Raw genomic sequence first — 24,750 nt, 5'->3', positions numbered from 1 at the left:
TTCCCGCGTGCCGTGGCACCGGGCACCGCGGTGACGGTCAGAACAGGCGCAGCTTGTCGTCCTCGATGCCCCGCATCGCGTCGTAGTCGAGGATCTGGCAGCCGATGCCCCGGTCGGTGGCGAGCACCCGGGCCTGCGGCTTGATCTCCTGGGCGGCGAACACACCCCGCACCGGGGCGAGATGCGGATCGCGGTTCAGCAGCTCCAGATAGCGCGTGAGCTGCTCGACACCGTCGATCTCACCACGCCGCTTGATCTCCACCGCGACGGTCTGTCCCCCGGCGTCGCGGCAGAGGATGTCGACGGGGCCGATGGCGGTCATGTACTCGCGGCGGATGAGGGTGTAGCCCTCGCCGAGCGTTTCGATACGGTCCGCCAGCAGCTCCTGGAGGTGCGCTTCCACGCCGTCCTTGATCAGGCCGGGATCGACCCCCAGTTCGTGCGAGGAATCGTGGAGGATCTCCTCCATCGTGATGATGAGTTTCTCGCCCGCCTTGTTGACGACGGTCCAGACCCCCTCCTCGTCGCCTGTGCCCTCCTTGAGCGCACAGGGCGGCGACATCCAGTTCAAGGGCTTGTAGGCCCGGTCGTCGGCATGGATCGACACGCTGCCGTCCGCCTTGACCAGGATCAGACGGGGTGCCGAGGGCAGGTGCGCGGTGAGCCGCCCGGCGTAGTCCACGGAGCAGCGGGCAATGACGAGACGCATGGTCGGCAACGCTACTCGACGGGCCGGGGTGGATGCGATTCGCCCTCACGGGCACCCCGCCGGCGCACGCGTACAGCGCCTCGCCAGGTCCCGCACGGCCGCGGCACAGCCCTCACGGCCGACTCACAGGAGCCCCTCCGGACCCGCGCGACGCGTCCCGTATCTCCTGGAAAACGCGTGTTCGCCGATGGCTGATTACCGGCCTACGGAAAGTCCCGCATCCGGGGATTCGCCTGGTGCGGCCACGGCCCGTTGCTTACGGTATTGAACGGGAGGTCGCGAGATGTGTACGCAGCGTGTCGGAAATTGCGAGCTCCCGTATCTGTCAGGCAACCCCCGCGCCGCGGGGGTGCGAGAGGAGAACCCATGTCGCTCGACGTCTCACCGGCCCTACTCGAACAGGCCGAGCGAGGCGAGGTCGACGAAGCTGACTTCGTCGACTGCGTCCGGACCTCCCTGCCCTACGCGTGGGAGATGATCAGTTCCCTGGTGGCCCAGCTGAAGGTCGACGGCGGAGAGTTCGCCGACAACCAGACGCCCCCGCCGGACGAGCAGGCGCGCGGGCAGCTGCTGCGCGCACTCGCGAGTGACGCGATCCGCGGAGCGCTGCAGCGGCACTTCGGTGTCCGGCTGGCCTTCCAGAACTGCCACCGGGTGGCCGTGTTCCCGCTGGACTCCTCGGTCGACGAGAGGCTGGCCAAGTTCACCTCGGTCCGAGGCCAGCTGCTGAACCAGTCACCGGAACTGCGCGACTGCTGACGCACCACGTCGGTCGCTTGCCGTCCTGTACGCGGGAGGTGCGGTTTTTTGTACCGGGGCGGCAAGCCATCATCGAGCCCCCGACTCGTTCAGGGCCTGTCGGCGAGTTGGGGGATCACCTCGGATCCGAGCCGCCGTACGGTCTCCTCGGTCGCCGCGAGGTCGCCGGAACCCTCGACGAGCAGCGCGAACCGGGAGATGCCGGTCCGCTCGCTGGTCGCGGCGAGCCGGTCCGCGCACAGCCGCGGGGTGCCCACCGGGTGCAGCCCGCAGAGCAGTTCGGTGTAGGCCAGCGGGTCACGCATCCGCCGCCGGCGCCCGTCCACCGTGACATGGGCCTCGAGCCCCTGCCGCAGCCAGCCCGGCATCGCCTTCAGCAGCGTCTCCGCCGCGTCGGTGCGCCGGTCGGCGATCTGGCAGACACCGGCCGACACATGGGGCGCGCGGTGGACCTCCGGCGCCGGCCGTCCGCACGCGCGCGCGTGCCGCTGCCACAGGGCGACCATCTCGGCCTTCTCCTCGTCCCCGACATGCATGCCGAGCAGCATCGGCAGCCCGCGCTCGGCGGCGAGCCGCACGCTCGCCGGAGAGGTGCAGGCAACCACGACCTCGGGGCCCGCGGCCTCGGTGAGAGCCTCCGACGGGCGCGGGACGACGGGCACTTCGCGGAAGCGGTACCGCTCCCCGTCGGCCGCGACGGACGGTTCGCGCAGCCAGCGCATCAGCAGATCGAGCGATTCCCCGAACCCCTGCTCGTACGCCTTCAGGCCGGCTCCGAAGACCTCCAGGTCGACCCACGGGCCGCCGCGCCCGACGCCCAGCGAGAACCGTCCGCCGCTGGTGACGTGGAGCAGCGCGGCCTGTTCGCCGAGCGCCACCGGATGGACGGTGGGCAGCACGCTCACCGCCGTACCGACCCGGATGCGGCGGGTGCGGCCGAGCAGTAACGCCGCCAGGGTGATCGCCGACGGGCAGGTGCCGTACGGAACGAAGTGGTGCTCACCCAGCCAGACCGCGTCCAGCCCCGCCTCCTCCGCCAGTTCGGCGCAGCGGACCGCTCGGTGCAGTGCCTCCCCTTCGCCCTGCCCGGGGAACTGGGCGCCCAACACGAAACTTCCAACGCGCATTGCTTCCTGCTTCCTTGGCTCCGACACGGAGCTCCCCCGCAGGGCATAACCGTCTGACACGTGCCGAGGACACGGCCGGGAGGAGGAATTTGCGGATTGTCTGCAGAATGGGCGGTTCCGGAGCCGGTGTTGCGCCACCGTGAAAGGAAACTTGTGATGATTGGTTCCGTACGCGTACCCGGCTCGGCCCCGCGTAGGCTGGATGCGGTCCCTGCATCCTGTATAGCCCCGTGAGGTGTCCTGTGTCCCCGCGTCGCAACCGAGCCAAGGGAGCCGGTTCGTCCGGCTGGAGCGCCGAGGACGACCGGTCCGGGCGCTACGGCGGCTGGCAGTCCACGGAGAGCTGGCAGGACGAGGAGTGGAACGTACGGCACGTGGCGGGGGCCAGCGCCCAGGGCAAGGCGTACCGCTGCCCCGGCTGCGACCAGTTGATCCCGGACGGGGTGCCGCACGTGGTGGCCTGGCCCGGGCACGCGGGGGTCGACGACCGCCGGCACTGGCACAAGGCCTGCTGGAACGCCAAGGACCGCCGCACCACGCGGGTGCAGCGGTCCCGTAACGCGCCGAGGTTCTGAGGGCCGTCAGGCCCTCGGGTGCCGGAGCGGCTCCTACACGTCCCGCTTGCCGAGCAGCGCGAAGGCGCCGCCCAACACCACGGCCGTGAGCCCGATCATGATCCACAGCGGGTCCCAGCCGGAGGGGCCGGAGGTGCTGAGGGAGTTGGCGTAGAAGATGCTCAGCTGGTTCGGGATGGAGTACTCGAACAGCGCGGTGCGCACGTCCTCCAGCGAGGACGAGAACATGAACAGCGCGATCACCAGCGGGGCGAGCACGGCGCCGATCATGAGGGTGATGGCGCCCGCCGAGTGCCGGATGATCGAGCCGACGGCCAGCGAGAGCGTGCCGAGCAGCGCGATGTAGAGCGAGATGCCGACGGTGGCCTTCAGCCACTCGTCACCGGTGGGTTCCCCCGCGTTGTTGCTCTTCAGCATCGCCACGTGCAGGAACGCGATGACCGTGGCGGACAGCAGCGTCACCACGAACGCGACCAGGAAGAACACCAGGGCCTTCGCCAGGAGCACCCGCCCGCGCGAGGGGCAGGCGACCATGGTCGTGCGGATCATGCCGGTGCCGTACTCCGAGGCCGTGGTCAGCACCCCCAGCGTGATGATGCACATACTGCCCAGGAGCAGGCCGAAGAAGCCCAGGGACAGTGCGGATTCGCCGCCGAGATCCGGGTCGGTGCCCACCACCACCAGACCGGTCAGCAGGCCGATACCGACGACGAGCAGCACGAACACACCCAGCGTCCACATCGTGGAGCGCACCGACTTGATCTTCGTCCACTCGGAGGCGAGCGCATGGCCGAAGTGGGTGTGTACCACCGGGATCGGCGAGGTGTAGCCGGGACCCGCCGAGCCGGAGGCGGGATGCGCGGTACCGGGCGCCGCCGCCTCCCATGCGGGCGCGGCCGGCTGTGTCGGGGGCTGGGGCGTGCTCATCGGGCTTCCTCGGGCTTGGTCACGTCGGAGCCGGCCGGGCCGGCGGGGGCGGCCGGCGACGCGGCCGGAGCGGCGGCCGGGGCGGCCGACGGGGGAGCGGCCACAGCGGCGCCCTGGCCGGGCTGGGCGTACGGGTTGGCCACCGGGGCCACCGGTGCGCCCGGAACCCCTCCAGGTGCGCCCGGAGCGCCGTACGGGTGCGGTGTGCCCGGCGCCGCCGCGACGTACTGACCGCCCTGCTGGGGCGGCGGCGGGGCGTACCAGCCGGGCTGGCCCTGACCCGGCACCGGTAGGGGCGGCTGCGCGCCCGGCGGGAGCGGCTCCTGGAACCCCTCCTTCTGGTCGGTGGTCGAGCGGTAGTCGACCACGCCCTGCGTCATCCGCATGTACGCCTCCTCCAGAGAGGCCTGGTGCGGTGACAGCTCCCACAGCCGTACGCCGGCCTCATGCGCGATGTCGCTCAGGCGGGGCAGCGGCAGTCCCGTCACCCGCAGCGCGCCGTCCTGCTCGGGCAGTACGCTGCCGCCCGCCTCGGTGAGCGCGGCGGACAGCTTCTCGCGCTGCTGCGGCTCGGTGTCCGGGGTGCGCATCCGCGCGAAGTCGGCGGAGTTCGCGGAGATGAAGTCCTTCACGCTCATGTCGGACAGCAGCTGCCCCCGCCCGATCACGATGAGGTGGTCGGCGGTCAGCGCCATCTCGCTCATCAGGTGGGACGAGACGAAGACCGTGCGGCCCTCCGCGGCGAGCGACTTCATCAGGTTGCGCACCCAGAGGATGCCCTCGGGGTCGAGGCCGTTGACCGGCTCGTCGAACAGCAGCACCTGGGGGTCGCCGAGCAGCGCGGCGGCGATGCCGAGCCGCTGGCCCATGCCCAGCGAGAAGCCCTTGGAACGCCGCCGCGCCACCTCGTGCAGCCCGACCACGCCCAGCACCTCGTCCACGCGGCGGGCCGGGATGCCGGACAGCTGGGCCAGGCTCAGCAGATGGCTGCGCGCGGACCGGCCGCCGTGCACTGCTTTGGCGTCCAGCAGCGCGCCGACCTGCCGGGCGGCGTTGGGCAGCCTGCGGTAGGGATAGCCGCCGATCGTGACGTGCCCCGCGGTGGGGTTGTCGAGACCGAGGATCATCCGCATCGTCGTCGACTTGCCCGAGCCGTTGGGGCCCAGGAAGCCGGTGACGGCGCCGGGCCGCACCTGGAAGGAAAGGTTGTACACAGCGGTTTTGTCGCCGTACCGCTTGGTCAGGCCGACTGCCTCGATCATGCTCCGCCCCATCGAGAGGTTCAGGACAACGGGGGCGCACACCCCCGTAAGGGTTAGGAGGATATCGACAGGCTGACGGTTCCACCCAAGACGAGGTAAAAACCGGGCCACCCCTCCGCGTCCTCCAGGGTCTTTCGTTCGGATCAGGCCGGACCCCGCGGGGTCCGGCCTGATCCGAACGAAAGACCCTACGCGTCGCGCTTCTTCAGCAGCAGGTAGCCGCCGGCGAGCGCCGCGATCACCCACAGCACCATAATGCCGAGTCCGCCCCAGGGCCCGTACGGGGTGTCGTCGAGCGGCGGCACCACCTGCATGATCCTGCTGCCGGCCTGATCCGGCAGGAACCGGCCGATCTTCTTCGTCGCGTCGACGTTGCCCAGGATGTTGGAGATCAGGAAGAAGAACGGCATCAGGATGCCCAGCGCCAGCATCGGGGAGCGCAGCATCGTGGCGACGCCCATCGAGAACACCGCGATCAGGGTCATGTACAGGCCGCCGCCGATCACGGCCCGCAGCACGCCGTCGTCGCCGAGGGACGCCTTGTGCTCGCCGAGCATCGCCTGCCCGAGGAAGAAGGTGGCGAAGCTGGTGGCCATGCCCACGGCGAGCGCGAGCGCGGTCGCCACCCCGAGCTTGCCGGCCAGGAACGAGCCGCGCTGCGGTACGGCCGCCAGCGAGGTGCGGATCATGCCGGTGCTGTACTCGTTCGACACAACCAGCACCCCGAACACGATCATCGCGAGCTGACCGAGACTCATCCCCGCGAAGCTGATGAAGGTCGGGTCGTAGGAGAGCCGCCGGTGGGCGCTCATGGTGTCGAACTCGTGCGCCGACAGCGCCGAGATCAGCATGCCGAGCGCGATGGTGACGACCACCGCCAGGGAGAGCGTCCACACGGTGGACGCCACCGACCGGATCTTGGTCCACTCGGACCGGACGACCTGTACCGCCGCCATACTCAGCCCTTCTTCCAGTCGTCGCCCCACTGCCGCGGGGCCGCGGGTGCGTCGGAGTGCGCGTGGTACTCCACCGACTCCGCGGTCAACTGCATGAACGCCTCCTCCAGGGAGGCCTGCTGCGGGCTCAGCTCGTGCAGCACCAGCCGGTGCCGGGCCGCCAGCTCCCCGATCCGCTCCGCCCCGGTGCCGTCCACCTCCAGCGTCCCGCCTCCGTTCTCCACGACCGTGAGGCCGGCCTCGTGCAGCACGTCCAGCAGCCGCTCCCGCTGCGGGGAGCGAATCCGGACGTACGTACGGGAGTTGTGCGCGATGAAATCGGCCATGGAGGTGTCGGCGAGCAGGCGGCCCTGCCCGATGACGACGAGGTGGTCCGCCGTCAGCGCCATCTCGCTCATCAGGTGGGAGGAGACGAGGACCGTACGGCCCTGCGCCGCCAGCGTTTTCATCAGGGTGCGGATCCAGTGGATGCCCTCGGGGTCGAGCCCGTTGACCGGCTCGTCGAACATCAGGATGCGCGGGTCGCCGAGCAGCGCGCCGGCGATGCCGAGCCGCTGGCCCATGCCCAGCGAGAAGCCCTTGGCCTTCTTCCTCGCCACCGACGACAGCCCCACCGTGTCCAGTACCTCGTGCACCCGCTGCCGGGGGATGCCGTTGCTCTGGGCGAGGCACAGCAGGTGGTTGAAGGCGCTGCGGCCGCCGTGCACGGCCTTGGCGTCGAGCAGGGCGCCGATGTACTTCAGCGGGTCCTTGAGGCGGTCGTAGTGCTTGCCGTCGATCCGGACGTCACCCGCGGTGGGCCGGTCCAGGCCCAGCATCATCCGCATGGTGGTGGACTTGCCCGCGCCGTTGGGGCCGAGGAAGCCCGTGACGATGCCCGGTCTGACGGTGAACGTCAGGTTGTTGACCGCCATCTTCTCGCCGTACCGCTTGGTCAGCCCCTCGAGCTCGATCATGCCGCCACGCTAGAACGGGACAAAGCCCTCTGCCACCTCAGTGGCAGAGGGCTTCGTCGATGTTCAGCCGTCGTATTCCGGCCAGTAACCCGAACCGCTGCTTACCGGGTCTGCTGGGCCGGGACCCCGCGGGAGGCGGGCTCCTCCTCGGCCGGCGAACCGGCCGCGGCCACCGCGGCGCCCGTGAGCGTCGCCAGCATCTCGCGGACGTTGGTCAGCTGGGCGTTGATGGAGTCGCGGCGGTTGGTCAGCGCGGCCAGCTCCCGCTCGGATTCCGAACGGATCCGGTCGGCCTTGGCGTTGGCGTCGGCCACGATGTCCTCGGCCTGACGCTGGGCGGTCTCCACCGTCTGGCGGGCCCGGCGCTCGGCGTCCGTGCGCAGCTTCTCGGCCTCCAGACGCAGCTGCTCCGCCCGGTGCTCGATCTCGGCGAGACGCTTCTCGGCCTTGGCCTGACGCGACGCCAGGTCGCGCTCGGACTGCTCGCGGCGCTTGGCGAGGTTCGTCTCGAAGTCGGCGGCGGCCTGCGCGGCCTTCGCGCGGGTCTCCTCGAAGAGGGCGTCCGCCTCCTCGCGCTTGGACTGGGCGTCCTTCTGCGCGTCCGACCGCAGCTGCGAGGCCTCGCTCTGCGCCTTCTCGACGATCCGGACGCCGTCGTCCTCGGCCTTGGCCTTGCGCTCGGCGGAGTACGACTCCGCGTCGTTGCGCACCTGCTGGGCGGCGGACTCGGCGAGTTCACGGTGCTGCTCGGCCGCGCGCCGAGCCTCCTCACGGAGGTCCTTCGCCTCCTCCTCGGCCAGGCGCAGGATCTTTTCCACACGTGCGCCGAGACCCGCGTACGACGGCTCGGCGTCGGTGACCTGGGCCTGGGCGTTCTGCGTCTCGAGGTGGAGCTCCTCGATGCGCTTTTCCAGAGCGGTGATGCGGGCGAGAGCGCTGTCACGGTCGGAGACGAGTTTGGAGATACGTTCGTCCACCTGAGCGCGGTCGTATCCACGCCGCACAAGCTCGAAGCCGTAGGGGGAAGTGTCGCTCATGGGGTTCCTGTCGAATGAGACCGGTGAGGTGATAGGGGGAATCCTAGGCGCCGAAGCGCTGTGTCATCGAGCGGATGCACGTTTGATACGGAGAATGACACCCCTTTTGAGTGGCTGACCCCCGGAGTGCTTGCCCAGTGCATGCTCAAACCCCCTGACCGGCAAGGGATTTCACCTGCCGGCAGGGGGTTTCTCGCATCATCGAAGAGTTTTGCCCGGTTCGCCCTCAGGGGTCCTAACTGTCCGAAGACTTGCTCCGCTGGCCGGGCGTACCGGCCGCCGCGGCCGCCTTCACCCCGTGGTCCTTGCCGCCGCCAGGCGTCTCGAACGACTCCAGCGCCTCCAGGACGTCCTGCACGCGCGAGATCTCGGCGTTGATGTCCTCGCGCCGCCGCATCAGGACCTCCAGCTCGCGCTTGCCCTCCTCGACCGTGGCCCGCGCCTCGCGGATCGCCTCGGCCTTCAGCTCCTCGGCCTCCTTGATCAGCGTGGCCTTCTTCTGCTCGGCCTCCTTCAGGAGACCCTCGGCCTTCTTCACCGCGGCGATACGCACCTTGCCCGCCTCGGAGTTGGCCTCGGACACGAGCTCCTTGGCCTGCGCCTGCGCCTTGGCCAGCTGCTCCTCGGACGCCTTGATCAGTGCGTCGCAGCGGTCGCCGGTGGACTTCATCGTCTCGGCCGCCTCACGGCGGGCCCGCTCGTGCAGCTCCTCGATCTCACCGGTGACCCGGTCCCGCAGCTCCTCGGCACGCTCCCTGATCCGGGTCGCGTCCCGGCGGGCCCCGACCAGCAGCTCGTCCGCGTCCGTACGGGACTTCTCCACCCGGGAGTTGCCCTCGACCGTCGCCTCGGCGACGAGCCGGTCGGCCTCCGTGCGGGCCGCGCCGACCATCGAGTCGGCCTGGGCCTCCGCGTCCGCGGTGGTCTTCTGCGCCTGCTGCTGCGCCTCGGTGAGCAGCTTGTCCGCCTCGGCGGCGGTCTCCGTGATGAGCGTGTCGACCTGCTCGGCCGCCTCCGAACGCCGCTTGTTGGCGTCCTTGCGGGCCTCGTCGAGGGTGCGCTCGGACTCCTCGCGCGCGGACGTCACCAGCCGCTCCGCCTCCCGCTCCGCGTCGGCCTCGAGCCGCGCGGACTCGGTGCGGATCCGCTCCGCGTGCTGCTGCGCCGAGCCGACCGTCTGGGCCGCCTCGGCCCGCAGCCGCTCCGCGTCGCCGGACGCGTCCGAGATCAGCTTCTCGGCCTTGGCCACCGACTCCGTACGCAGCCGGTCGGTCTCCGCGATCGTCTCCGCGGTGAGCCGCTCCGCCTCGCCGCGCGCCTCGGTGATGAGGGTGTCCACCTGGGCCGCCGCGTCCGAACGGATCCGGTTGGCGTCCTCCCGGGCCTCGGCCCGGGTGCGCGACGCGTTCCGCTCGGCCTCGGCGACCGCGTCCGACGCCTCCGTACGCATCCGCAGGGTCTGCTCGGAGACCTCCGAACGGACCCGGTCCGCCTCGGTGATCGCCTCGGTCACGGTGCGCTCGGCGAGCGCCTTGGCGGCCTCCGTCTCCTCCTGCGCCTCGCGCCGCATCCGGCCGGCGTCCTCGCCCGCCCGCTCCCGCTCGGCGTAGGCGTCGGACCGGACCCGGTCCGACTCCTCCTCCGCCTCGCGGCGCATACGGTCCGCCGCGTGCTCGGCGGCCTGGCGCAGCCCGGTGATCTCGTCCTGCGCCTGCTCCTGCAGTCCCGCGACCGCGTCCCGCACCTGCTGGGCGTTCTGCTCGGCCGCCGCCACCATCTCGGTGGCCCGCCGGTCGGCCTCCTCGACCAGCCGTACGGCCTCGGCCTGCGCCTCTTCCACCCGCTTGCGGGCCGAGGCCAGCAGCTCCTCGCTCTGCTCCCGGGCCCGCTCGCGCTCCTGGTCGGCCTCCGTGCGGGCCGCGCCCAGCAACTCCTCGGCCTCGCGCCGACGCCGGGCGGCCTCCTCCTGCGCGCCCGCCAGCGTCTCCTGCGCCTCCGCGCCGAGCCGCTCGGCGGCGGCCCGTGCCTCGGCCCGCAGCCGGTCGGCGCTCTCCTGGGCCTCCGACTTCAGCCGCTCCGCCTCCGCCGCGGCCTCCGACCGCAGCTGCACGGCCACGGACTCGCCCTCCGCGCGGGAGGCCGCCGCGTCCGCCGCGGCCTCGTCGCGCAGCCGCTCCGCCTCCGCCTGTGCCTGCTGCCGGAGCGAACGGCCCCGCTCCGCCGCCTCGGTGCGCAGCCGCTCGGCCTCGTCCGCGGCCTCCCGGCGGATACGGCCCGCCTCCTCGCGGGCGTCGCTCAGCGCCTGTTCGGCCGAGGCGAGCCGCTCCTCGGCCTCCGTGTGCAGCCGGGTCAGCTCCTCGGCGGCCTCCGCGCGGCGCGCGGCGACGGCCTGCTCGGTCTCCTCGTGGACCTCGCGCGCGGCCCGCTCGGCGTCCTCCTTGAGCGCGTCGGCCTGCTCGGCGGCCTCCGCGCGGTGCCGCTCCGTCTCCTTGCGGGTGCGCTCCAGCGTCTCCTCGGCCTGTCGGCGCAGCGTCGTGGCGCGCTCGATGGCCTCGGTACGGACCTTCTCGCTGTCCGTCTGCGCGGTGGAACGCAGCTCGTCCGCGTCCGCCTTCGCCTTGGCCAGCAGCTCCTCGGCGGACCGGGCGCCCTCCTCGATCTGCGACACGGCCTGCTTACGGGCCTCCGCGCGGATCTTCTCGCCCTCGGCGACCGCGTCGGCCCGCAGGTGCTCGGCCTCGCCGCGCAGCCGGCGGGCCTCCTCCTGGAGCTCGACCGTCTTGGCGCGGTACTCCTTGGTGTCGTCCTTCGCCGCGCCCTTGAGCTGCGTGGCGATGTCGTGCGCCTCGGCGCGCAGCCGGTCCGCCTCGGCCTCGGCCTCGCGGCGGATCCGCTCGGCCTCCTCGGCCGCCTCCCTGGTGGTCCGCTTGGCTTCCTCCGACGCCTTGTTGAGCACGTCCTCGGCGGTCCGGGCCGCCTTCGACAGCTGGGTGGCGCTCTCCTCGGCGGTGATCGTACGGGCCTTCTCGGCGGCCTCCGCGACGATCTTCTCCGCCTCCGCGCGGGCGTCCGCGACGACCTGCTCGGCGTCCGCCTTGGTGGTCTCGGCCTCCTTGGTGGCCTCGCTGACCAGCCGGGCGACCTGCTCCTTGGCCGTGCGCGTACGGGTCTCGTTGGCGGACTCGGCGGAGGCGAGCGCCTTCGACGCGGTCTCCTTCGCCTCGGCGAGCACCTTGTCCGCCTCGGTGCGGGCCTCGCGCAGAGCCTCCTCGGCGGCCGCCATGCGCTGCTCGGCGGCCTTGGTGAGCTCCTGGGCCTCGCGGCGGGTGGACTCCGACTCACTGGCCGTCGACGTCCGCACCTGCTCGGCGTGGTCGGTGGCCTCCTGCGCCTGCGTGGAAGCGGCGGTCAGCAGCCGCTCGGCGTCCGCGCGGGCCCGGCGCAGCGTCTGGTCGGCCTCCGTGCGGGCCGCCTCGGCCTCGCTCCGCAGCCGGTGACGGGCCTCGGCGGTCACTCGTTCGGCCTCCGCGCGGGCGGCGGCCAGCGCCTGCTCGGCCTCCGCGCGGGACTCGTCGAGCAGCCGGCGGGCCTGCTGCTCGGAACGGGCCCGCACCTGCTCGGCCCACGCCACGTTCTCGTTGACGTGCGATTCGACGGTCTGCCTGCGCTCCGCCAGCTCCTGGTCGAGCTGCTGGCGCCGGGTCACCGCCTCCTGGTGCAGCTCCGACTGGAGCCGGGCCGCCTGCTCGGCGTGCTCCTGGAGGATCCGCTGGGTCTGCGCCCGCACCTGGCTCAGCTCGCGCTCCGCGTCCGCGCGGAGCTGGTCGGCCTGCATCTGCGCGTTGCGCAGCAACTGCTCGGCCTGGTAGCCGATGTCGCCGCCCTCGTAAGCGGGCCGGGACATGATGGTGCGCCGCGCCTCGTGCAACTTGGCGCGCAGCACCTCGACCTGGTAGCCGAGGTCGTCGGCGTGCTGGATCGCCTTTTCCCGCTCGGTCTTCAGCCGCTTCATCTCGGCTTCGAACCGAGTGAGGTGGTCGACGTCAGCCGCCGGATCTCGCTCCTGGCTCTCGTAGCCCCGCACTGCGCGGTCCCATCCGTCCCCTGGTCGCAACTCTGGCCGAGCCCCGTCCGTCCGCCGAACGGGACCCCCGGGGAATGGTGTCAGATCAACGGAGGAACATGCGCTGCTACCCCCGCGCTCGCCCCCCGAAACCCGGACCCCGGTACGTCCTGCTGTCAGGATCGGCGACGCTCACCCGAACGGGGGCAGTCGTCACCTTTCTGACGGCAGGACCTGATCGCCCTGGATCGAGCGGCGACCGCACCCAACCCTACCGGCCCTTATGTACGTGGGTCAGTGCTCAGGTGACTCAACAGGCGCCGAAGTGACCAGTTCTGTCAGTACGCCATGACAGTCCTTGGGGTGCAGGAAGGTGATTCGTGACCCCATGGAGCCGCGTCGGGGCTCTTCGTACAGAACGCGTACGCCCTTGTCCTTGATCGCGGTGGCCTCGGCGTCGACGTCCGCCGTACCGAAAGCGATGTGGTGGACCCCCTCGCCGTTCTTCGCGAGCCACTTCGCGACGGTGGAGTCCTCCCGGGTCGGCTCCAGCAGTTGGAGGTAGGACGCGCCTCCGTCCGAGGTCTCGTTGATCCTCAGCATGGCCTCGCGCACGCCCTGCTCCTCGTTGACCTCGGAGTGGAACACCTCGAAGCCGTAGGTGGTCCGGTAGAACTCCACGGTCGCGTCGAGGTCGTGGCAGGCGATTCCGATGTGGTCGATTCGCGTCAGCATGGAATCAGTGGAACGGTCTCCAGGCGGTTACGCAACGTGCGCGCGATCACACCGATGGCCCGATGACGGGGCGGACCGCAGCTCAGTACATTCGAAGTAAACCCTCGTTCACTCCTCGGCTGTGCAGCCGGAAGGGGATCGCAGCTCATGACTTCTGCATCTTCCAAAACTTCCGCACCATCCACATCCTCCGCAGCGAACGGCACGACGTCCGTCATCGTCGCGGGTGCCCGGACCCCGATGGGCCGGTTGCTCGGCTCGCTCAAGTCCTTCTCCGGAGCCGACCTCGGCGGCTTCGCGATCAAGGCCGCCCTCGACCGTGCGGGGATCGGCGGCGACCAGGTCCAGTATGTGATCATGGGGCAGGTGCTCCAGGCCGGGGCGGGGCAGATCCCGGCACGCCAGGCCGCCGTCAAGGCCGGCATCCCGATGAACGTCCCGGCGCTCACCGTCAACAAGGTGTGCCTGTCCGGCCTCGACGCGATCGCGCTGGCCGACCAGCTGATCCGGGCCGGCGAGTTCGACGTGGTCGTGGCCGGCGGCCAGGAGTCCATGACCAACGCCCCGCACCTGCTGCCGAAGTCCCGTGAGGGCTTCAAGTACGGCGCGGTCCAGATGATCGACGCCATGGCGTACGACGGTCTGACCGACTCCTTCGAGAACGTCGCCATGGGCGAGTCCACCGAGAAGCACAACACGCGCCTCGGCATCGGCCGTCCGGAGCAGGACGAGATCGCCGCCCTGTCCCACCAGCGGGCCGCCGCCGCGCAGAAGAACGGCATCTTCGAGGCGGAGATCACCCCCGTCGAGATCCCGCAGCGCAAGGGCGCCCCGGCCCTCTTCAGCCAGGACGAGGGCATCCGCGCCGACACCACCGCCGAGTCGCTGGGCAAGCTGCGTCCCGCCTTCGCCAAGGACGGCACGATCACCGCCGGCTCCTCCTCGCAGATCTCGGACGGTGCGGCGGCCGTGGTCGTGATGAGCAAGGCCAAGGCGCAGGAGCTCGGCCTCGAGTGGATCGCCGAGATCGGCGCCCACGGCAATGTGGCGGGACCCGACAACTCCCTGCAGTCGCAGCCGTCCAACGCGATCGCCCACGCCCTCAAGAAGGAGGGCCTGGAGGTGTCCGACCTGGACCTCGTCGAGATCAACGAGGCCTTCGCGGCGGTGGCCGTGCAGTCGATGAAGGACCTCGGCGTGTCCACGGAAAAGGTGAACGTCAACGGCGGTGCCATCGCCCTGGGGCACCCGATCGGGATGTCCGGCGCCCGGCTGGTGCTGCACCTGGCGCTGGAGCTGAAGCGGCGCGGCGGCGGCATCGGCGCGGCGGCGCTGTGCGGCGGCGGCGGGCAGGGTGACGCGCTGATCGTGCGAGTACCCAAGGCCTGAGCAGGCCGTCCGGCCGTTGTTCTTGGCAGATCCCTACGTGTGAACGGAGCAGTGATGCAGGACGTCTCCACTCTGGTGGCCCAGGCCAGGGACGGCAGGCCGCGGGCCGTGGCCCGGCTGATCTCCCTGGTGGAGGGAGCGTCTCCGCAGCTGAGGGAGGTCATGGCGGCCCTGGCACCGCTGACCGGCAACGCGTACGTGGTCGGCCTGACGGGTTCGCCGGGCGTCGGCAAGTCGACGTCCACCTCGGCGCTGGTGACCGCGTACCGCAAGCAGGGCAAGCGGGTCGGGGTCCTGGCCGTCGACCCGTCCTCGCCCTTCTCCGGCGGCGCGCTGCTCGGCGACCGGGTCCGGATGTCGGAGCACGCCTCCGACCCCGGCGTCTACATCCGCTCCATGGCGACCCGCGGCCACCTGGGCGGCCTCGCCTGGTCCGCGCCGCAGGCCATCCGCGTCCTCGACGCGGCCGGCTGCGACGTGGTCCTGGTGGAGACGGTCGGCGTCGGCCAGTCGGAGGTGGAGATCGCCTCCCAGGCCGACACGTCGGTGGTGCTCCTCGCGCCCGGCATGGGCGACGGAATCCAGGCGGCCAAGGCCGGAATCCTGGAGATCGGCGACGTCTACGTCGTCAACAAGGCCGACCGCGACGGCGCGGACGCCACCGCCCGCGAACTGAACCACATGCTGGGCCTCGGCGAGGCCCGCGCCCCCGGCGACTGGCGCCCGCCGATCGTCAAGACGGTCGCCTCGCGCGGGGAGGGCGTCGACGAGGTCGTCGAGGCCCTGGAGAAGCACCGCGCGTGGCTGGAGGAGCACGGGGTCCTGGCGGAGCGCCGGCTGGCCCGCGCCGCCCGCGAGGTCGAGACGATCGCCGTCACGACCCTGCGGGAGCGCATCGGCGACCTGCACGGCGACCGCCGCCTGGGCGCACTGGCGGAACGGATCATCGGCGGCGAGCTGGACCCGTACCGCGCGGCGGACGAACTGGTGGCGGGGCTGACGCGGGGCTGACGTCGGGCCGGGGGCGGGGCCGGGACCGGTCCGCGAGGGCCCGCGGGACGGACGGGGGTGACCGGGGACACGGAGTCGGCGGAGGTGGCCGGGTCGCGGGGGACAGCCGGCCCGGGTGCTCGGCGACCTGCTCGACAACGGTTGCCGGCACGCCCGCGAGACGGTCTCGGTGAGCGTGCGGCGGGAGGGCGGCCGGGCGGTGCTCGCGGTCGCCGACGACGGCGACGGGGTGGCCGAGGCCGACCGGGAGTGGATCTTCGAGCGGTTCGTCCGGCTGGACGCCGCCCGTAGCCGCGACGACGGCGGGGCCGGTCTGGGCCTCGCCATCGTCGCGGGACGTCGCGGTACGGCACGGCGGAACGCTCACGGCCGGTGCGGCGCCCTCGGGCGGAGCCCTGTTCGAACTCCGCCTGCCGCTCACCCGAGGGACCTGACCCGGCCGGGTGGCACACCGCCACCGGGCCGGGGCACCGGTTCGGACCGTCACCGGGTCAGACGGTCACCGGGTCAGAGACGCCCGCGCTGGTCGCGCAGGTGCTCCGCGATGGGCTTCAGGGCCTTGTCCAGCTCGCCGAGGGCCTCGGGGGAGAGCAGGTCGATGAAGTGCCGGCGCACCGACGCCACGTGATGGGGCGAGACCTTCTGCATGGTCTCCAGGCCGTGGTCGGTGAGGACGGCGAAGAGGCCGCGCCGGTCGGACTCGCAGTTCTCCCGCCGGACCAGGTCCGCGTTCTCCAACCGGGTGACCTGGTGCGAGAGGCGGCTCTTGGACTGGAGGGTGGCGGCGGCGAGGTCGCTCATCCGCATCCGGCGGTCCTCCGACTCGGAGAGGTTCACCAGAATCTCGTAGTCGTTCATTGTCAGGCCGAAGGGCTGCAGATCCTTCTCGAGCTGATACGTCAACAGCCTGTTGACCTCCAGGTGGGTGCGCCAGGCGCACTGCTCCGCATTGGTCAGCCAGCGTGTGGCCGTCTCGGTCTCCATGAATGAAGTCTACCTAAGAAGTTGAAAGACGAACTAGTGAGGGGTTCTCTGTGACGGTGACGGCGTGCACGCGTTCGATGTCACACTCCGCAGACTACCGCTCACAGCCCGAAGCGATGCTGGAGGTCGCCCAGCTGTCCGGGAAGGCGCGGTGCCCCCGTGGCCTGCCCGTGCGCTCCGGACGCCCCGCCGCCGGGCACTCCCGCCTGCTGCGGAGCGGCCCCCGTGGCCTGCTCCGGCATCAGCGACTCGGACGACTGCAGGAGTACGGTGCCGGCCCCGACGAACTCGAACTGGTGCTCCTCGCCGGAGGCTCCGCCGAGTCCCGTCAGCGCACGTAGACCGCCCATGACGCCGGTCATGTACCCATGGTCGTAGTGGTGGCACGGGGAGGGGCAGTCCGCCCACCCGACCAGCGCCTGCGGGTCCACCCGGAGCGGGGGTTCCATGAACACCACCGGGCCGTTGGAGACGGCCACGAACTTTCCGGTTCCGATGAGCGTCAGGAAACCCGGCACGATCGACTGCTTCAGTGACAGGCTTGGCTGAAAAGCGAGCAGATTGCCCGAGCGAATGGTCAGATTGCCATCCTCGAGGTCGTACGCATTCACATCGAACGCCCGGTCGGCGAGGAGCATCTTGCCCGAACCCTCCGCCACGACCCAGTCGCTCGCGTGCAGAGGCGAATGGAACGACGTACGGACAATTCGGTCGAGTCGGCCGTGCCCGATGCCGTTGAACTCGATCGTGCCGTAGTAGGCGATCATCTTCCCCTTCTGCAGGAACCACTGGCTCCCGGTGAGCTCCACGCAGAAGGTGTAGTGATCGACATTGTCGTTCGACGGCAGGGTCGTCGGGTCGAAGACCGTGACGCCGGGCTGCGGACCCGCGCCCGGGGTTCCGTAGGTGCTCAAAGCTTCTCCTCCGACGCCTGGACGAACACCGCGCCACTGCCGCTGAGCTCCAGTTGGAACGCCTCGCCGGAGCCGCGCCCCACCATGTCCCGCCAGCCGAGCGCGGTGGACAGCTTGTTGCGGACGTCGCCGTGATGGGCGACGTAGGCCTGCGGGTCGACGTGGACCGGGCGCTGCGGCGTGACCGGGATCTCGATCACGCCCCCGTGCGCCATGACCGCCACGGAGCCGTGCCCCTTGAGCGTGGTGGTGAACAGGCCCTGCCCGGAGACCTGGCCCCGGACCATGCCCATCACCCCGCCCTGCGAGCCCAGGAACATCGTGCCCTGCTCCAGCGTGCCCTCGAACGCCAACAGGCGGTCCGCCTCGACGTACAGGGTGTCCCCGGAGAGGTTGATCACCTGGATGTGGTGCCCGCCGTGCCCGAACAGGACCGTGCCGCTGCCCTCGACGGTCATCAGGGGGGTGTCCTCGCCCGCCACCCGCCGGCCGATCATCGACCGGAGCCCGCCCTGGCCGCCCATCATGTTGGGGGTGAAGCCGACCTGGCCCCGGTAGGCGAGCATCGCGCCGCGCTGACTGAACAGCCGCCGGCCCGGCACCACGGTCGCCTCGACGACCTTCGAGTTGATCTCCCGGAAGGCCATGTCAGACGTCCCCCGCGATCGTGTTCCGCTCGCTGGGCTGGACGTACACCAGCCCGTCGCCCTCGAACCGCATCTGGAACGCCTCGCCGCCGCCCTCCCCGAGCAGCGTGCGGAACGTCACCCCGGACTGGAGGGACTGGCGAAGATTCCCCTGGTGGGCCACATAGGCGCCGGGGTCGACGGTCAGCGGGTACTGCGGGGAGACCCGGAGCACCACCGCGGGACCGTCCGACATGATCGCCGCCTGGCCGTGGCCCTCGACGGTGGTCGTGAACAGCCCGTTGCCCTGCGAGGCGCCGCGCAGGCCGGTGAAGCCGGTCCCCGTGCGCAGGCCGCCGTCGGTCGCCAGCAGGTTGCTCGACTCCACGTAGAGCGTGTCCCCCCGAAGGCCGACCAGATTGATCTCGGTGGCACGGTCCGCGAACCAGCAGACCCCACGCCCCTTCACCTCCATCACCGTCATCTGCTCGCCGGTCAGCCGCCGGGTCACCATCCCCCGGATGCCGTCCCCGCCACCGCTGAGCCTCTTGAACGCCATGTCGCCGTCGTACGCGACCATCGAGCCGTTCTTCGCCTTCACGGCGTCCCCGGTCATCTCGACGGCGAGCACCTTGCTGCTCTGAAGTCGGAACATCGCCACATCTGTGACGGTAACCGCAGCTCCACCCCCGGAACAGGTCCTGACGGGGGAGATACCCCCTAAAGATCCCCCTAGGGGCCGCGCCGGCCGCGCCGGCCGCGCCGCCGTCGGGGGAGGGCGTGCGGACGTGCGCGCGTGCGAGCGGGTGGCCGTTCGGTGCGGGACCCGGCCCCCCTCCGGTGATCGCGGACGGTGTTTGCCACAATGGGCGGGACGCTTGTGCGTGCGTTCACAAAGCGTCAGGCGCAGGACATCGGGCCGTCGGGCCCGGTATGACTCGCAGACACCGCCGTCTCTCCCACCGAAGGTGATCCGTGGACCTCAAGACCGCCAGTGCCCTCCGCCGTCTCCGCCTGGTATCGGGCCCCGAGGCGATCTCGTTCCTGCTGCTCCTGGTCGCCTCGGTCCTGAAGCGGACCACGGAGTTCAACGCCGTCCCGGCGCTGGGCGCGATCCACGGATTCCTCTTCGTCCTGTACGTGATCTTCTGGGCCGACGCCTGGAACCGGGCCAAGTGGCCGCTGAAGACCGCCGCCTTCTACTTCCTGATGTCGGTTCTGCCCACCGGCGGCTTCTTCGCCGAGCGCCGGCTCAAGCGTGAGACCGAGGACGCGGTGATCGCGTCCCGCGCCCGCAAGGAAGGGGTCGTGAGCGCGTGATCGTCGCCTTTTCCGTGACGCCGCTCGGTGTCGGCGAGGACGTGGGGGAGTACGTCGCCGCCGCCGTGCGGGTGGTCCGCGAGTCCGGGCTGCCGAACCGCACCGACGCCATGTTCACCTCGGTCGAGGGCGACTGGGACGAGGTCATGGACGTCGTGAGGCGTGCCGTGGCGGCGGTCGAGGCGCGCGCCCCGCGGGTGTCCCTGGTCCTCAAGGCGGACATTCGGCCCGGGGTCGAGGACGGCCTCACCTCCAAGGTCGACACCGTCGAGCGGTACCTGGACCGGAGCGGGGACGAGAGCGCGTAGGACGGCGAGGGGGCGCGGGGCGCCAGTGGCGCCCCGCGCCTCAGTGGCGCCCGGCCGTGCGACGCAGGTGATGGCGTACCGCGCGGTGGGCGACCGGGCCGAGGCCGTCCAGGGCGGCGATGAGGATCCCGAGCTGCTCCAGGGCGTCCAGTGCCGCGCCCGCACCCGCCGGGTCCACCCCCTCGTACAGTTCGAGGCCCACGAAGGCCGCCGCCACCGCGCGGGCGAGCCCGCCGGAGTCGGTGAACTCGCCGAACGGAGTCCCGGGCAGCACCCGTTCGAGGACCTTCTCGATCTCCACGATCCACAGGCCGAGCCCCGCCGACGTCGCCGCCTTCAGGCTGTCGTGGGTCTGCGCGCCGGCCAGCAGCTGCCCGAGCAGGGCCACCTGGCCCGCGGCGCGTTCCTCGTCGTGCATCTCCCGCCCGAAGGCGAGGAGTTCCGTGAGGGAGCCGACCTCCGCGAGGCGGGTGCGGTAGCGGGCGACCCGCTGCTCGGCCCCGTGGTGGCAGGCGGCGGAGAGCAGTTCGTCCACCGAGCCGAAATGGTAGAAGACCAGCGCCTGGTTGACCCCGGCCGTCGTCGCGATCGCCCGCGCCGAGGCCTTGGCGATGCCCTGCTCGGCGAGCGTGCGCAGGGCACCCTCCAGTAGCTTCGTCCGGGTGCTGTCGGCGGTTCGGGTGCCGTCGGCGGGGCTCACGCGCGCGGCTCCTCACGGACCGGACGCAGCCCCGGGCGCACCCCGCACGCGCGGATGTCGCTGTAGACGGCGGTGAAGGAACCCCTGTAACCGAAGAGCGGCCCGAAACGGCGGTTGGTGACGTCGACCCGGATCCGGAAGCGGCCGGCGCGTTCGTCGTAGGACTCGCGCACCTCGGCCCTCGCGCCGACGACCTCGGGCACGCGCACGTCCACCGGGCCCTCCCGGAAGCGGTGTTCGCCCGAGCGGATCGACAAGGAGCCATCGGGTTCCGCGCGGAAGCGGAGGTCGGTGGCGAGATGCTGGTGGGTACCGAGGTAGTCGACGATGCGGTCGCCCCGGGGGCCCAGCACCATCTGGGCGTCGAAGCGGCGGGGACGGCCGGGCAGCTGGAAGGTGCGCACGAAGGTCACCGTCTCACGGCCGAAGCCGTCGGTGTACGGCACGTTCTCGATGGTGAAGGGGATGTGCCGGCCCTGCTGGGGGACCAGGATGTGCCGGGTCGCGCCGAGCGCCAGGAACGGCTTCACGAAGGCGCCGCCGTGCCAGACGCGGTCCATCACGCCGTGGCCCGTGCAGGCCTCGCCGCTCGTCAGGCCGACGGAGAAGCGGCGTCGCAGCTCGGGGTGGAGGCGGTCGAAGTCGGCGCCCATCACGGTGCGGAAGATCGAGGTCATCGCGGGGTCTCCAGGGTGCGCAGCAGCCGGGGCGGACGGACCTGGGGCGGCGGGGTGCGCAGACAGCGGCGGGCGGCCGGGGTGCGGGTCGACGGCGGGGCGAGGAACGCGGCGGCGATCGCCGCCACGAGGAGCAGCGGGGACAGGAAGGCTCCCGAGGGGCCGAGCAGGGCGACCGGCTTCAGGGCGAGGGCGGTGCCGGCGGCGGTGATCACGGCCGCCCGGAGCGTCAGTTCCGTCAGCCAGTTGCGGCGGGCGCGCTCGGGGGTGACGCCGTGCTCCAGCCAGATCCGGAGCCGGTCGAAGGACCAGGCGGTCGCCCAGCCCATCAGGCGCCGCAGCACCAGCCGGTCCGCGAGCGCGCCGACGGCACCCCAGCGGGGCCGGTAGTCGTAACCGGTGAGGAAACGCACGCCGGCGCCGGTCCCGTCCCCCGCCCCCTCCCCGCTCCCGTCGGGGACGTAACGCCAGTAGCCGCTGCCGTCCGCGAGCAGGGAGAGCGGGTGGGGGCAGGAGAAGCGGAGCGCGGAGGTGCGGGTGCCGTCCGGGCGCTCCTTCTCACCGGCCGAGACGCCGGTACCGGCGAGGGTGAGGAACGGCAGTACACGAGTGGCGTAGCGGAAGCGCTGGGACTCGCCCCCGGCGCGCGGGAGGTGACGGATCTCGGTGAAGCGCAGGTCCCAGCGCTGGTGCTCGGCCGGGTCCTGGGTGCGCGCCCACAGCTCGTCGAGATCCGCGCGAACGCGTGTCTCTATGTACAACCTCACGTCGACCCCCTGCCACCAGTGTGTTTGAGCGAGTGCTCAAATGCTGCGAGGGGGAGCGTACGTCGTTTTGAGCGAACGCTCAACGGTGGGGTGGCGTCCAGGCCCTGATCGAAGGGCGAGACAGGGCTGACCGGCATGTGACCGGCCGGTAGGGTCTGCTGCGTGCCGAAGCCGCTCAGTCTCTCGTTCGATCCCATCGCCCGTGCCGACGAACTCTGGAAGCAGCGCTGGGGGAGCGTGCCGTCCATGGCCGCGATCACCTCGGTCATGCGCGCCCACCAGATCCTGCTGGCGGAGGTCGACGCGGTCGTCAAGCCGTACGGGCTCACCTTCGCGCGGTACGAGGCCCTGGTGCTGCTGACCTTCTCCAAGTCCGGCGAGCTGCCGATGTCCAAGATCGGCGAGCGGCTCATGGTGCACCCCACCTCCGTGACGAACACCGTGGACCGGTTGGTCCGGTCGGGCCTGGTCGGCAAGCGCCCCAACCCCAACGACGGCCGCGGCACCCTCGCGAGCATCACCGAGAAGGGCCGTGAGGTCGTCGAGGCGGCCACCCGCGACCTGATGGCGATGGACTTCGGCCTCGGCGCCTACGACGCCGCGGAGTGCACGGAGCTGTTCGCGATGCTCAGGCCGCTGCGTCTCGCCGCCGGGGACTTCGACGAGAAGTGAGCGACGGCACCCCGGACCCGGTCCGGGATCCGCCGGAACGGACGGTTACGCTCGACGCCATGAAGCGAAGCGTGCTGACCCGCTACCGGGTCATGGCCTATGTCACCGGTGTCCTGCTCGTCGCGCTGACCATCGGCATGATCGGCAAGTACGCCCTCAAGGTGGACGGCGCGGCCGACTTCACGCAGGTCGTCAGCATCGCCCACGGCTGGCTGTACGTCCTGTACCTGGTCTTCGCCTTCGACCTCGGCTCCAAGCTGAAGTGGCCGGTCAAGAAGCAGATCTGGGTGCTGCTGGCCGGAACCATCCCGACCGCCGCCTTTTTCGTCGAGCGCAGGATCTCCCGTGAGCTGGGGTCGCCGGTCGCCGCCGACGCGCCCGCGCCCGCCAAGGCGTAGCCACCGGGCGTCACCGCGCGGCCTCGCGGCCCCGCGTCAGTGCCGGGTCCGACCGCCGTACGGAGCAGCGTGCGGCGGTCAGCCGTCGACATTTACTAGGACGTCCAAGTAAATTCGAGGGTATGGAAGCTGACGCCATCGAGGAAGGCCGCCGTCGCTGGCAGGCCCGGTACGACACCGCGCGCAAGCGCGACGCAGATTTCACCACGCTCTCCGGCGACCCCGTGGAGCCGGTGTACGGGCCCCGGCCCGGCGACGCCTACGAGGGGTTCGAGCGGATCGGCTGGCCCGGTGAGTACCCCTTCACCCGCGGCCTGTATCCGACCGGCTACCGGGGGCGTACCTGGACGATCCGGCAGTTCGCCGGGTTCGGGAACGCCGAGCAGACCAACGAGCGCTACAAGATGATCCTCCGCAACGGCGGCGGCGGGCTGTCCGTCGCCTTCGACATGCCCACGCTCATGGGGTGCGACTCCGACGACCCGCGCTCCCTGGGCGAGGTCGGGCACTGCGGGGTGGCCATCGACTCGGCCGCCGACATGGAGGTCCTGTTCAAGGACATCCCGCTCGGGGACGTGACGACCTCGATGACGATCAGCGGGCCGGCCGTGCCCGTCTTCTGCATGTACCTCGTCGCCGCGGAGCGCCAGGGCGTGGACCCCGCCGTGCTCAACGGCACGCTGCAGACGGACATCTTCAAGGAGTACATCGCCCAGAAGGAGTGGCTCTTCCAGCCCGAACCGCATCTGCGCCTCATCGGCGACCTGATGGAGCACTGCGCGGCCGGCATCCCCGCCTACAAGCCGCTCTCCGTCTCCGGCTACCACATCCGCGAGGCGGGGTCGACGGCCGCCCAGGAGCTGGCGTACACGCTCGCGGACGGCTTCGGGTACGTGGAACTGGGGCTCAGCCGTGGGCTCGATGTGGACGTGTTCGCCCCCGGCCTGTCCTTCTTCTTCGACGCACACCTCGACTTCTTCGAGGAGATCGCCAAGTTCCGCGCCGCGCGCCGCATCTGGGCCCGCTGGATGCGGGACGTGTACGGCGCGAAGAGCGAGAAGGCGCAGTGGCTGCGGTTCCACACCCAGACCGCGGGCGTCTCGCTGACCGCCCAGCAGCCGTACAACAACGTCGTACGCACCGCCGTGGAGGCGCTCGCCGCCGTGCTCGGAGGGACCAACTCCCTGCACACCAACGCCCTCGACGAGACGCTCGCGCTGCCCAGCGAGCAGGCCGCCGAGATCGCCCTGCGCACCCAGCAGGTGCTCATGGAGGAGACCGGCGTCGCCAACGTGGCCGACCCGCTCGGCGGTTCCTGGTTCGTCGAACAGTTGACGGACCGGATCGAGGCGGACGCGGAGAAGATCTTCGAGCAGATCAAGGAGCGGGGCCTGCGCGCCCACCCCGACGGGCAGCACCCCATCGGGCCGATCACCTCCGGCATCCTGCGCGGCATCGAGGACGGCTGGTTCACCGGCGAGATCGCCGAGGCGGCGTTCCGTTACCAGCAGTCCCTGGAGAAGGGCGACAAGAAGGTCGTCGGTGTCAACGTCCATACCGGTTCGGTCACCGGCGACCTGGAGATCCTGCGGGTCAGCCACGAGGTGGAACGCGAGCAGGTACGCACCCTCGGTGAGCGCAAGGCCGCCCGCGACGACGCGGCGGTCCGCACGGCCCTGGCCGGCATGCTCGACGCGGCCCGCTCCGGCGCCAACATGATCGAGCCGATGCTGGACGCCGTACGCGTCGAGGCGACCCTCGGCGAGATCTGCGACGTCCTGCGCGAGGAGTGGGGGGTGTACACGGAGCCCGCGGGCTTCTAGTAGGGCTTTGTTAGGTCCTGTGGTGGGGTTCTGGGGTCGGGGCGGGTTGGCCGCA

At 71.1% G+C, this 24,750-nt stretch carries 24 protein-coding genes and 2 pseudogenes; 10 read left to right on the top strand and 16 right to left on the bottom strand.

The features are described from left to right. Positions 1–37: 37 nt before the first annotated feature. On the bottom strand, positions 38–709 hold the full coding sequence (gene nucS, locus ACFP2V_RS18015) for an endonuclease NucS (protein WP_381212936.1): 672 nt from the start codon (positions 707–709) through the stop codon (positions 38–40). 366 nt (positions 710–1,075) lie between these two features. Here nucS and ACFP2V_RS18010 point away from each other — a divergent pair, with 366 nt between their 5' ends. Beyond that, positions 1,076–1,468, top strand: coding sequence for an SCO5389 family protein (locus ACFP2V_RS18010; protein ID WP_042167610.1), 393 nt, complete (start codon positions 1,076–1,078; stop codon positions 1,466–1,468). Positions 1,469–1,557: 89 nt separating this feature from the next. Here ACFP2V_RS18010 and ACFP2V_RS18005 read toward each other — a convergent pair whose 3' ends face one another. Further along, positions 1,558–2,595 (bottom strand): LLM class flavin-dependent oxidoreductase, encoded by a 1,038-nt coding sequence (locus ACFP2V_RS18005; RefSeq protein WP_381212933.1) that lies wholly within the window; start codon positions 2,593–2,595, stop codon positions 1,558–1,560. Between the two features lie 242 nt (positions 2,596–2,837). Here ACFP2V_RS18005 and ACFP2V_RS18000 point away from each other — a divergent pair, with 242 nt between their 5' ends. After that, complete coding sequence (locus ACFP2V_RS18000; RefSeq protein ID WP_381212931.1) at positions 2,838–3,170, top strand: ATP/GTP-binding protein; 333 nt, start codon at positions 2,838–2,840, stop codon at positions 3,168–3,170. Between the two features lie 33 nt (positions 3,171–3,203). On the opposite strand, the gene ACFP2V_RS17995 is transcribed toward ACFP2V_RS18000, so the two are convergent. The 7 genes and pseudogenes from ACFP2V_RS17995 to mce form a co-directional block, all read right to left on the bottom strand. Continuing rightward, positions 3,204–4,097 (bottom strand): ABC-2 transporter permease, encoded by an 894-nt coding sequence (locus ACFP2V_RS17995; RefSeq protein WP_381212928.1) that lies wholly within the window; start codon positions 4,095–4,097, stop codon positions 3,204–3,206. Next, positions 4,097–5,359: pseudogene (locus ACFP2V_RS17990) on the bottom strand (ABC transporter ATP-binding protein); the annotation flags it as partial. The gene ACFP2V_RS17995 and the pseudogene ACFP2V_RS17990, both read right to left, overlap by 1 nt. A gap of 188 nt (positions 5,360–5,547) precedes the next feature. Beyond that, complete coding sequence (locus tag ACFP2V_RS17985; RefSeq protein WP_381212924.1) at positions 5,548–6,315, bottom strand: ABC transporter permease; 768 nt, start codon at positions 6,313–6,315, stop codon at positions 5,548–5,550. Positions 6,316–6,317: 2 nt separating this feature from the next. Next, the gene (locus tag ACFP2V_RS17980; protein ID WP_381212921.1) at positions 6,318–7,271 is read right to left on the bottom strand and encodes an ABC transporter ATP-binding protein; all 954 of its coding nucleotides are present in this window, start codon (positions 7,269–7,271) and stop codon (positions 6,318–6,320) included. 101 nt (positions 7,272–7,372) lie between these two features. Beyond that, positions 7,373–8,308, bottom strand: coding sequence for a coiled-coil domain-containing protein (locus tag ACFP2V_RS17975; RefSeq protein ID WP_381212918.1), 936 nt, complete (start codon positions 8,306–8,308; stop codon positions 7,373–7,375). 235 nt (positions 8,309–8,543) lie between these two features. Continuing rightward, on the bottom strand, positions 8,544–12,392 hold the full coding sequence (gene scy / locus ACFP2V_RS17970; RefSeq protein ID WP_381212915.1) for a polarized growth protein Scy: 3,849 nt from the start codon (positions 12,390–12,392) through the stop codon (positions 8,544–8,546). A 273-nt stretch (positions 12,393–12,665) separates the two neighbouring features. After that, positions 12,666–13,106, bottom strand: coding sequence for a methylmalonyl-CoA epimerase (gene mce, locus ACFP2V_RS17965; RefSeq protein WP_381212912.1), 441 nt, complete (start codon positions 13,104–13,106; stop codon positions 12,666–12,668). A 147-nt stretch (positions 13,107–13,253) separates the two neighbouring features. On the opposite strand from mce, the gene ACFP2V_RS17960 reads away from it, so the two are divergent. The 3 genes and pseudogenes from ACFP2V_RS17960 to ACFP2V_RS17950 form a co-directional block, all read left to right on the top strand. Further along, positions 13,254–14,495, top strand: a complete 1,242-nt coding sequence (locus ACFP2V_RS17960) for an acetyl-CoA C-acetyltransferase (RefSeq protein WP_381212909.1) — start codon at positions 13,254–13,256, stop codon at positions 14,493–14,495. 54 nt (positions 14,496–14,549) lie between these two features. Next, positions 14,550–15,506: a methylmalonyl Co-A mutase-associated GTPase MeaB gene (gene meaB / locus ACFP2V_RS17955; protein ID WP_381212906.1), complete on the top strand. Its 957-nt coding sequence runs from the start codon at positions 14,550–14,552 to the stop codon at positions 15,504–15,506. Positions 15,507–15,548: 42 nt separating this feature from the next. Beyond that, positions 15,549–15,940: pseudogene (locus ACFP2V_RS17950) on the top strand (sensor histidine kinase); the annotation flags it as partial. Positions 15,941–16,013: 73 nt separating this feature from the next. Here ACFP2V_RS17950 and ACFP2V_RS17945 read toward each other — a convergent pair. The 4 genes from ACFP2V_RS17945 to ACFP2V_RS17930 form a co-directional block, all read right to left on the bottom strand. Next, entirely contained in the window at positions 16,014–16,490 is a 477-nt protein-coding gene (locus tag ACFP2V_RS17945) for a MarR family winged helix-turn-helix transcriptional regulator (RefSeq protein WP_381212903.1), read from the bottom strand. 101 nt (positions 16,491–16,591) lie between these two features. Beyond that, positions 16,592–17,404: an AIM24 family protein gene (locus tag ACFP2V_RS17940; protein ID WP_381212900.1), complete on the bottom strand. Its 813-nt coding sequence runs from the start codon at positions 17,402–17,404 to the stop codon at positions 16,592–16,594. Beyond that, the gene (locus ACFP2V_RS17935; RefSeq protein ID WP_381212897.1) at positions 17,401–18,051 is read right to left on the bottom strand and encodes an AIM24 family protein; all 651 of its coding nucleotides are present in this window, start codon (positions 18,049–18,051) and stop codon (positions 17,401–17,403) included. Before ACFP2V_RS17935 ends, ACFP2V_RS17940 begins: the two co-directional genes overlap by 4 nt. Position 18,052: 1 nt before the next feature. Continuing rightward, positions 18,053–18,685 carry an AIM24 family protein gene (locus ACFP2V_RS17930; protein WP_381213176.1) on the bottom strand — a complete coding sequence of 211 codons (633 nt, stop codon included), beginning with the start codon at positions 18,683–18,685 and terminating at the stop codon, positions 18,053–18,055. A gap of 320 nt (positions 18,686–19,005) precedes the next feature. Here ACFP2V_RS17930 and ACFP2V_RS17925 point away from each other — a divergent pair, with 320 nt between their 5' ends. Further along, positions 19,006–19,350: a DUF3817 domain-containing protein gene (locus tag ACFP2V_RS17925; protein WP_381212894.1), complete on the top strand. Its 345-nt coding sequence runs from the start codon at positions 19,006–19,008 to the stop codon at positions 19,348–19,350. Then, entirely contained in the window at positions 19,347–19,658 is a 312-nt protein-coding gene (locus tag ACFP2V_RS17920; RefSeq protein ID WP_381212891.1) for an MTH1187 family thiamine-binding protein, read from the top strand. Before ACFP2V_RS17925 ends, ACFP2V_RS17920 begins: the two co-directional genes overlap by 4 nt. Before the next feature lie 40 nt (positions 19,659–19,698). Here ACFP2V_RS17920 and ACFP2V_RS17915 read toward each other — a convergent pair whose 3' ends face one another. Genes ACFP2V_RS17915 through ACFP2V_RS17905 form a run of 3 tightly spaced genes read right to left on the bottom strand, consistent with a single transcriptional unit; the run spans position 19,699 to position 21,802 of the window. Then, complete coding sequence (locus ACFP2V_RS17915; RefSeq protein ID WP_381212889.1) at positions 19,699–20,358, bottom strand: TetR/AcrR family transcriptional regulator; 660 nt, start codon at positions 20,356–20,358, stop codon at positions 19,699–19,701. Continuing rightward, positions 20,355–21,035: a DUF4166 domain-containing protein gene (locus ACFP2V_RS17910; protein ID WP_381212886.1), complete on the bottom strand. Its 681-nt coding sequence runs from the start codon at positions 21,033–21,035 to the stop codon at positions 20,355–20,357. The genes ACFP2V_RS17915 and ACFP2V_RS17910 overlap by 4 nt, the downstream gene beginning before the upstream one ends. Beyond that, positions 21,032–21,802: a hypothetical protein gene (locus tag ACFP2V_RS17905; RefSeq protein ID WP_381212883.1), complete on the bottom strand. Its 771-nt coding sequence runs from the start codon at positions 21,800–21,802 to the stop codon at positions 21,032–21,034. Before ACFP2V_RS17905 ends, ACFP2V_RS17910 begins: the two co-directional genes overlap by 4 nt. A gap of 162 nt (positions 21,803–21,964) precedes the next feature. On the opposite strand from ACFP2V_RS17905, the gene ACFP2V_RS17900 reads away from it, so the two are divergent. The 3 genes from ACFP2V_RS17900 (at position 21,965) to ACFP2V_RS17890 (ending at position 24,695) form a co-directional block, all read left to right on the top strand. Next, a complete protein-coding gene (locus tag ACFP2V_RS17900; RefSeq protein WP_381212880.1) occupies positions 21,965–22,474 on the top strand; it encodes a MarR family winged helix-turn-helix transcriptional regulator in 510 nt (169 codons plus the stop codon). 59 nt (positions 22,475–22,533) lie between these two features. Further along, a complete protein-coding gene (locus tag ACFP2V_RS17895) occupies positions 22,534–22,872 on the top strand; it encodes a DUF3817 domain-containing protein (protein ID WP_381212877.1) in 339 nt (112 codons plus the stop codon). Positions 22,873–22,994: 122 nt separating this feature from the next. Further along, the gene (locus ACFP2V_RS17890) at positions 22,995–24,695 is read left to right on the top strand and encodes an acyl-CoA mutase large subunit family protein (RefSeq protein ID WP_381212873.1); all 1,701 of its coding nucleotides are present in this window, start codon (positions 22,995–22,997) and stop codon (positions 24,693–24,695) included. Positions 24,696–24,750 lie beyond the last annotated feature (55 nt).

The organism is Streptomyces incanus, from assembly GCF_042656345.1.
GTDB classification, from domain to species: domain Bacteria; phylum Actinomycetota; class Actinomycetes; order Streptomycetales; family Streptomycetaceae; genus Streptomyces; species Streptomyces incanus.
This window is presented reverse-complemented; position numbering and strand designations above follow the sequence as displayed.

Coding starts and splice junctions, on each gene's coding strand:
- ACFP2V_RS17910 (WP_381212886.1), bottom strand. CDS start 21,035: ATGACCTCGATCTTCCGCACCGTGATGGGCGCCGACTTCGACCGCCTC.
- ACFP2V_RS17930 (WP_381213176.1), bottom strand. CDS start 18,685: ATGTTCCGACTTCAGAGCAGCAAGGTGCTCGCCGTCGAGATGACCGGG.
- ACFP2V_RS18005 (WP_381212933.1), bottom strand. CDS start 2,595: ATGCGCGTTGGAAGTTTCGTGTTGGGCGCCCAGTTCCCCGGGCAGGGC.
- ACFP2V_RS17995 (WP_381212928.1), bottom strand. CDS start 4,097: ATGAGCACGCCCCAGCCCCCGACACAGCCGGCCGCGCCCGCATGGGAG.
- ACFP2V_RS17980 (WP_381212921.1), bottom strand. CDS start 7,271: ATGATCGAGCTCGAGGGGCTGACCAAGCGGTACGGCGAGAAGATGGCG.
- ACFP2V_RS17975 (WP_381212918.1), bottom strand. CDS start 8,308: ATGAGCGACACTTCCCCCTACGGCTTCGAGCTTGTGCGGCGTGGATAC.
- ACFP2V_RS17945 (WP_381212903.1), bottom strand. CDS start 16,490: ATGGAGACCGAGACGGCCACACGCTGGCTGACCAATGCGGAGCAGTGC.
- ACFP2V_RS17890 (WP_381212873.1), top strand. CDS start 22,995: ATGGAAGCTGACGCCATCGAGGAAGGCCGCCGTCGCTGGCAGGCCCGG.
- meaB (WP_381212906.1), top strand. CDS start 14,550: ATGCAGGACGTCTCCACTCTGGTGGCCCAGGCCAGGGACGGCAGGCCG.
- ACFP2V_RS17985 (WP_381212924.1), bottom strand. CDS start 6,315: ATGGCGGCGGTACAGGTCGTCCGGTCCGAGTGGACCAAGATCCGGTCG.
- mce (WP_381212912.1), bottom strand. CDS start 13,106: ATGCTGACGCGAATCGACCACATCGGAATCGCCTGCCACGACCTCGAC.
- ACFP2V_RS18010 (WP_042167610.1), top strand. CDS start 1,076: ATGTCGCTCGACGTCTCACCGGCCCTACTCGAACAGGCCGAGCGAGGC.
- ACFP2V_RS17935 (WP_381212897.1), bottom strand. CDS start 18,051: ATGGCCTTCCGGGAGATCAACTCGAAGGTCGTCGAGGCGACCGTGGTG.
- ACFP2V_RS17895 (WP_381212877.1), top strand. CDS start 22,534: ATGAAGCGAAGCGTGCTGACCCGCTACCGGGTCATGGCCTATGTCACC.
- nucS (WP_381212936.1), bottom strand. CDS start 709: ATGCGTCTCGTCATTGCCCGCTGCTCCGTGGACTACGCCGGGCGGCTC.
- ACFP2V_RS17960 (WP_381212909.1), top strand. CDS start 13,254: ATGACTTCTGCATCTTCCAAAACTTCCGCACCATCCACATCCTCCGCA.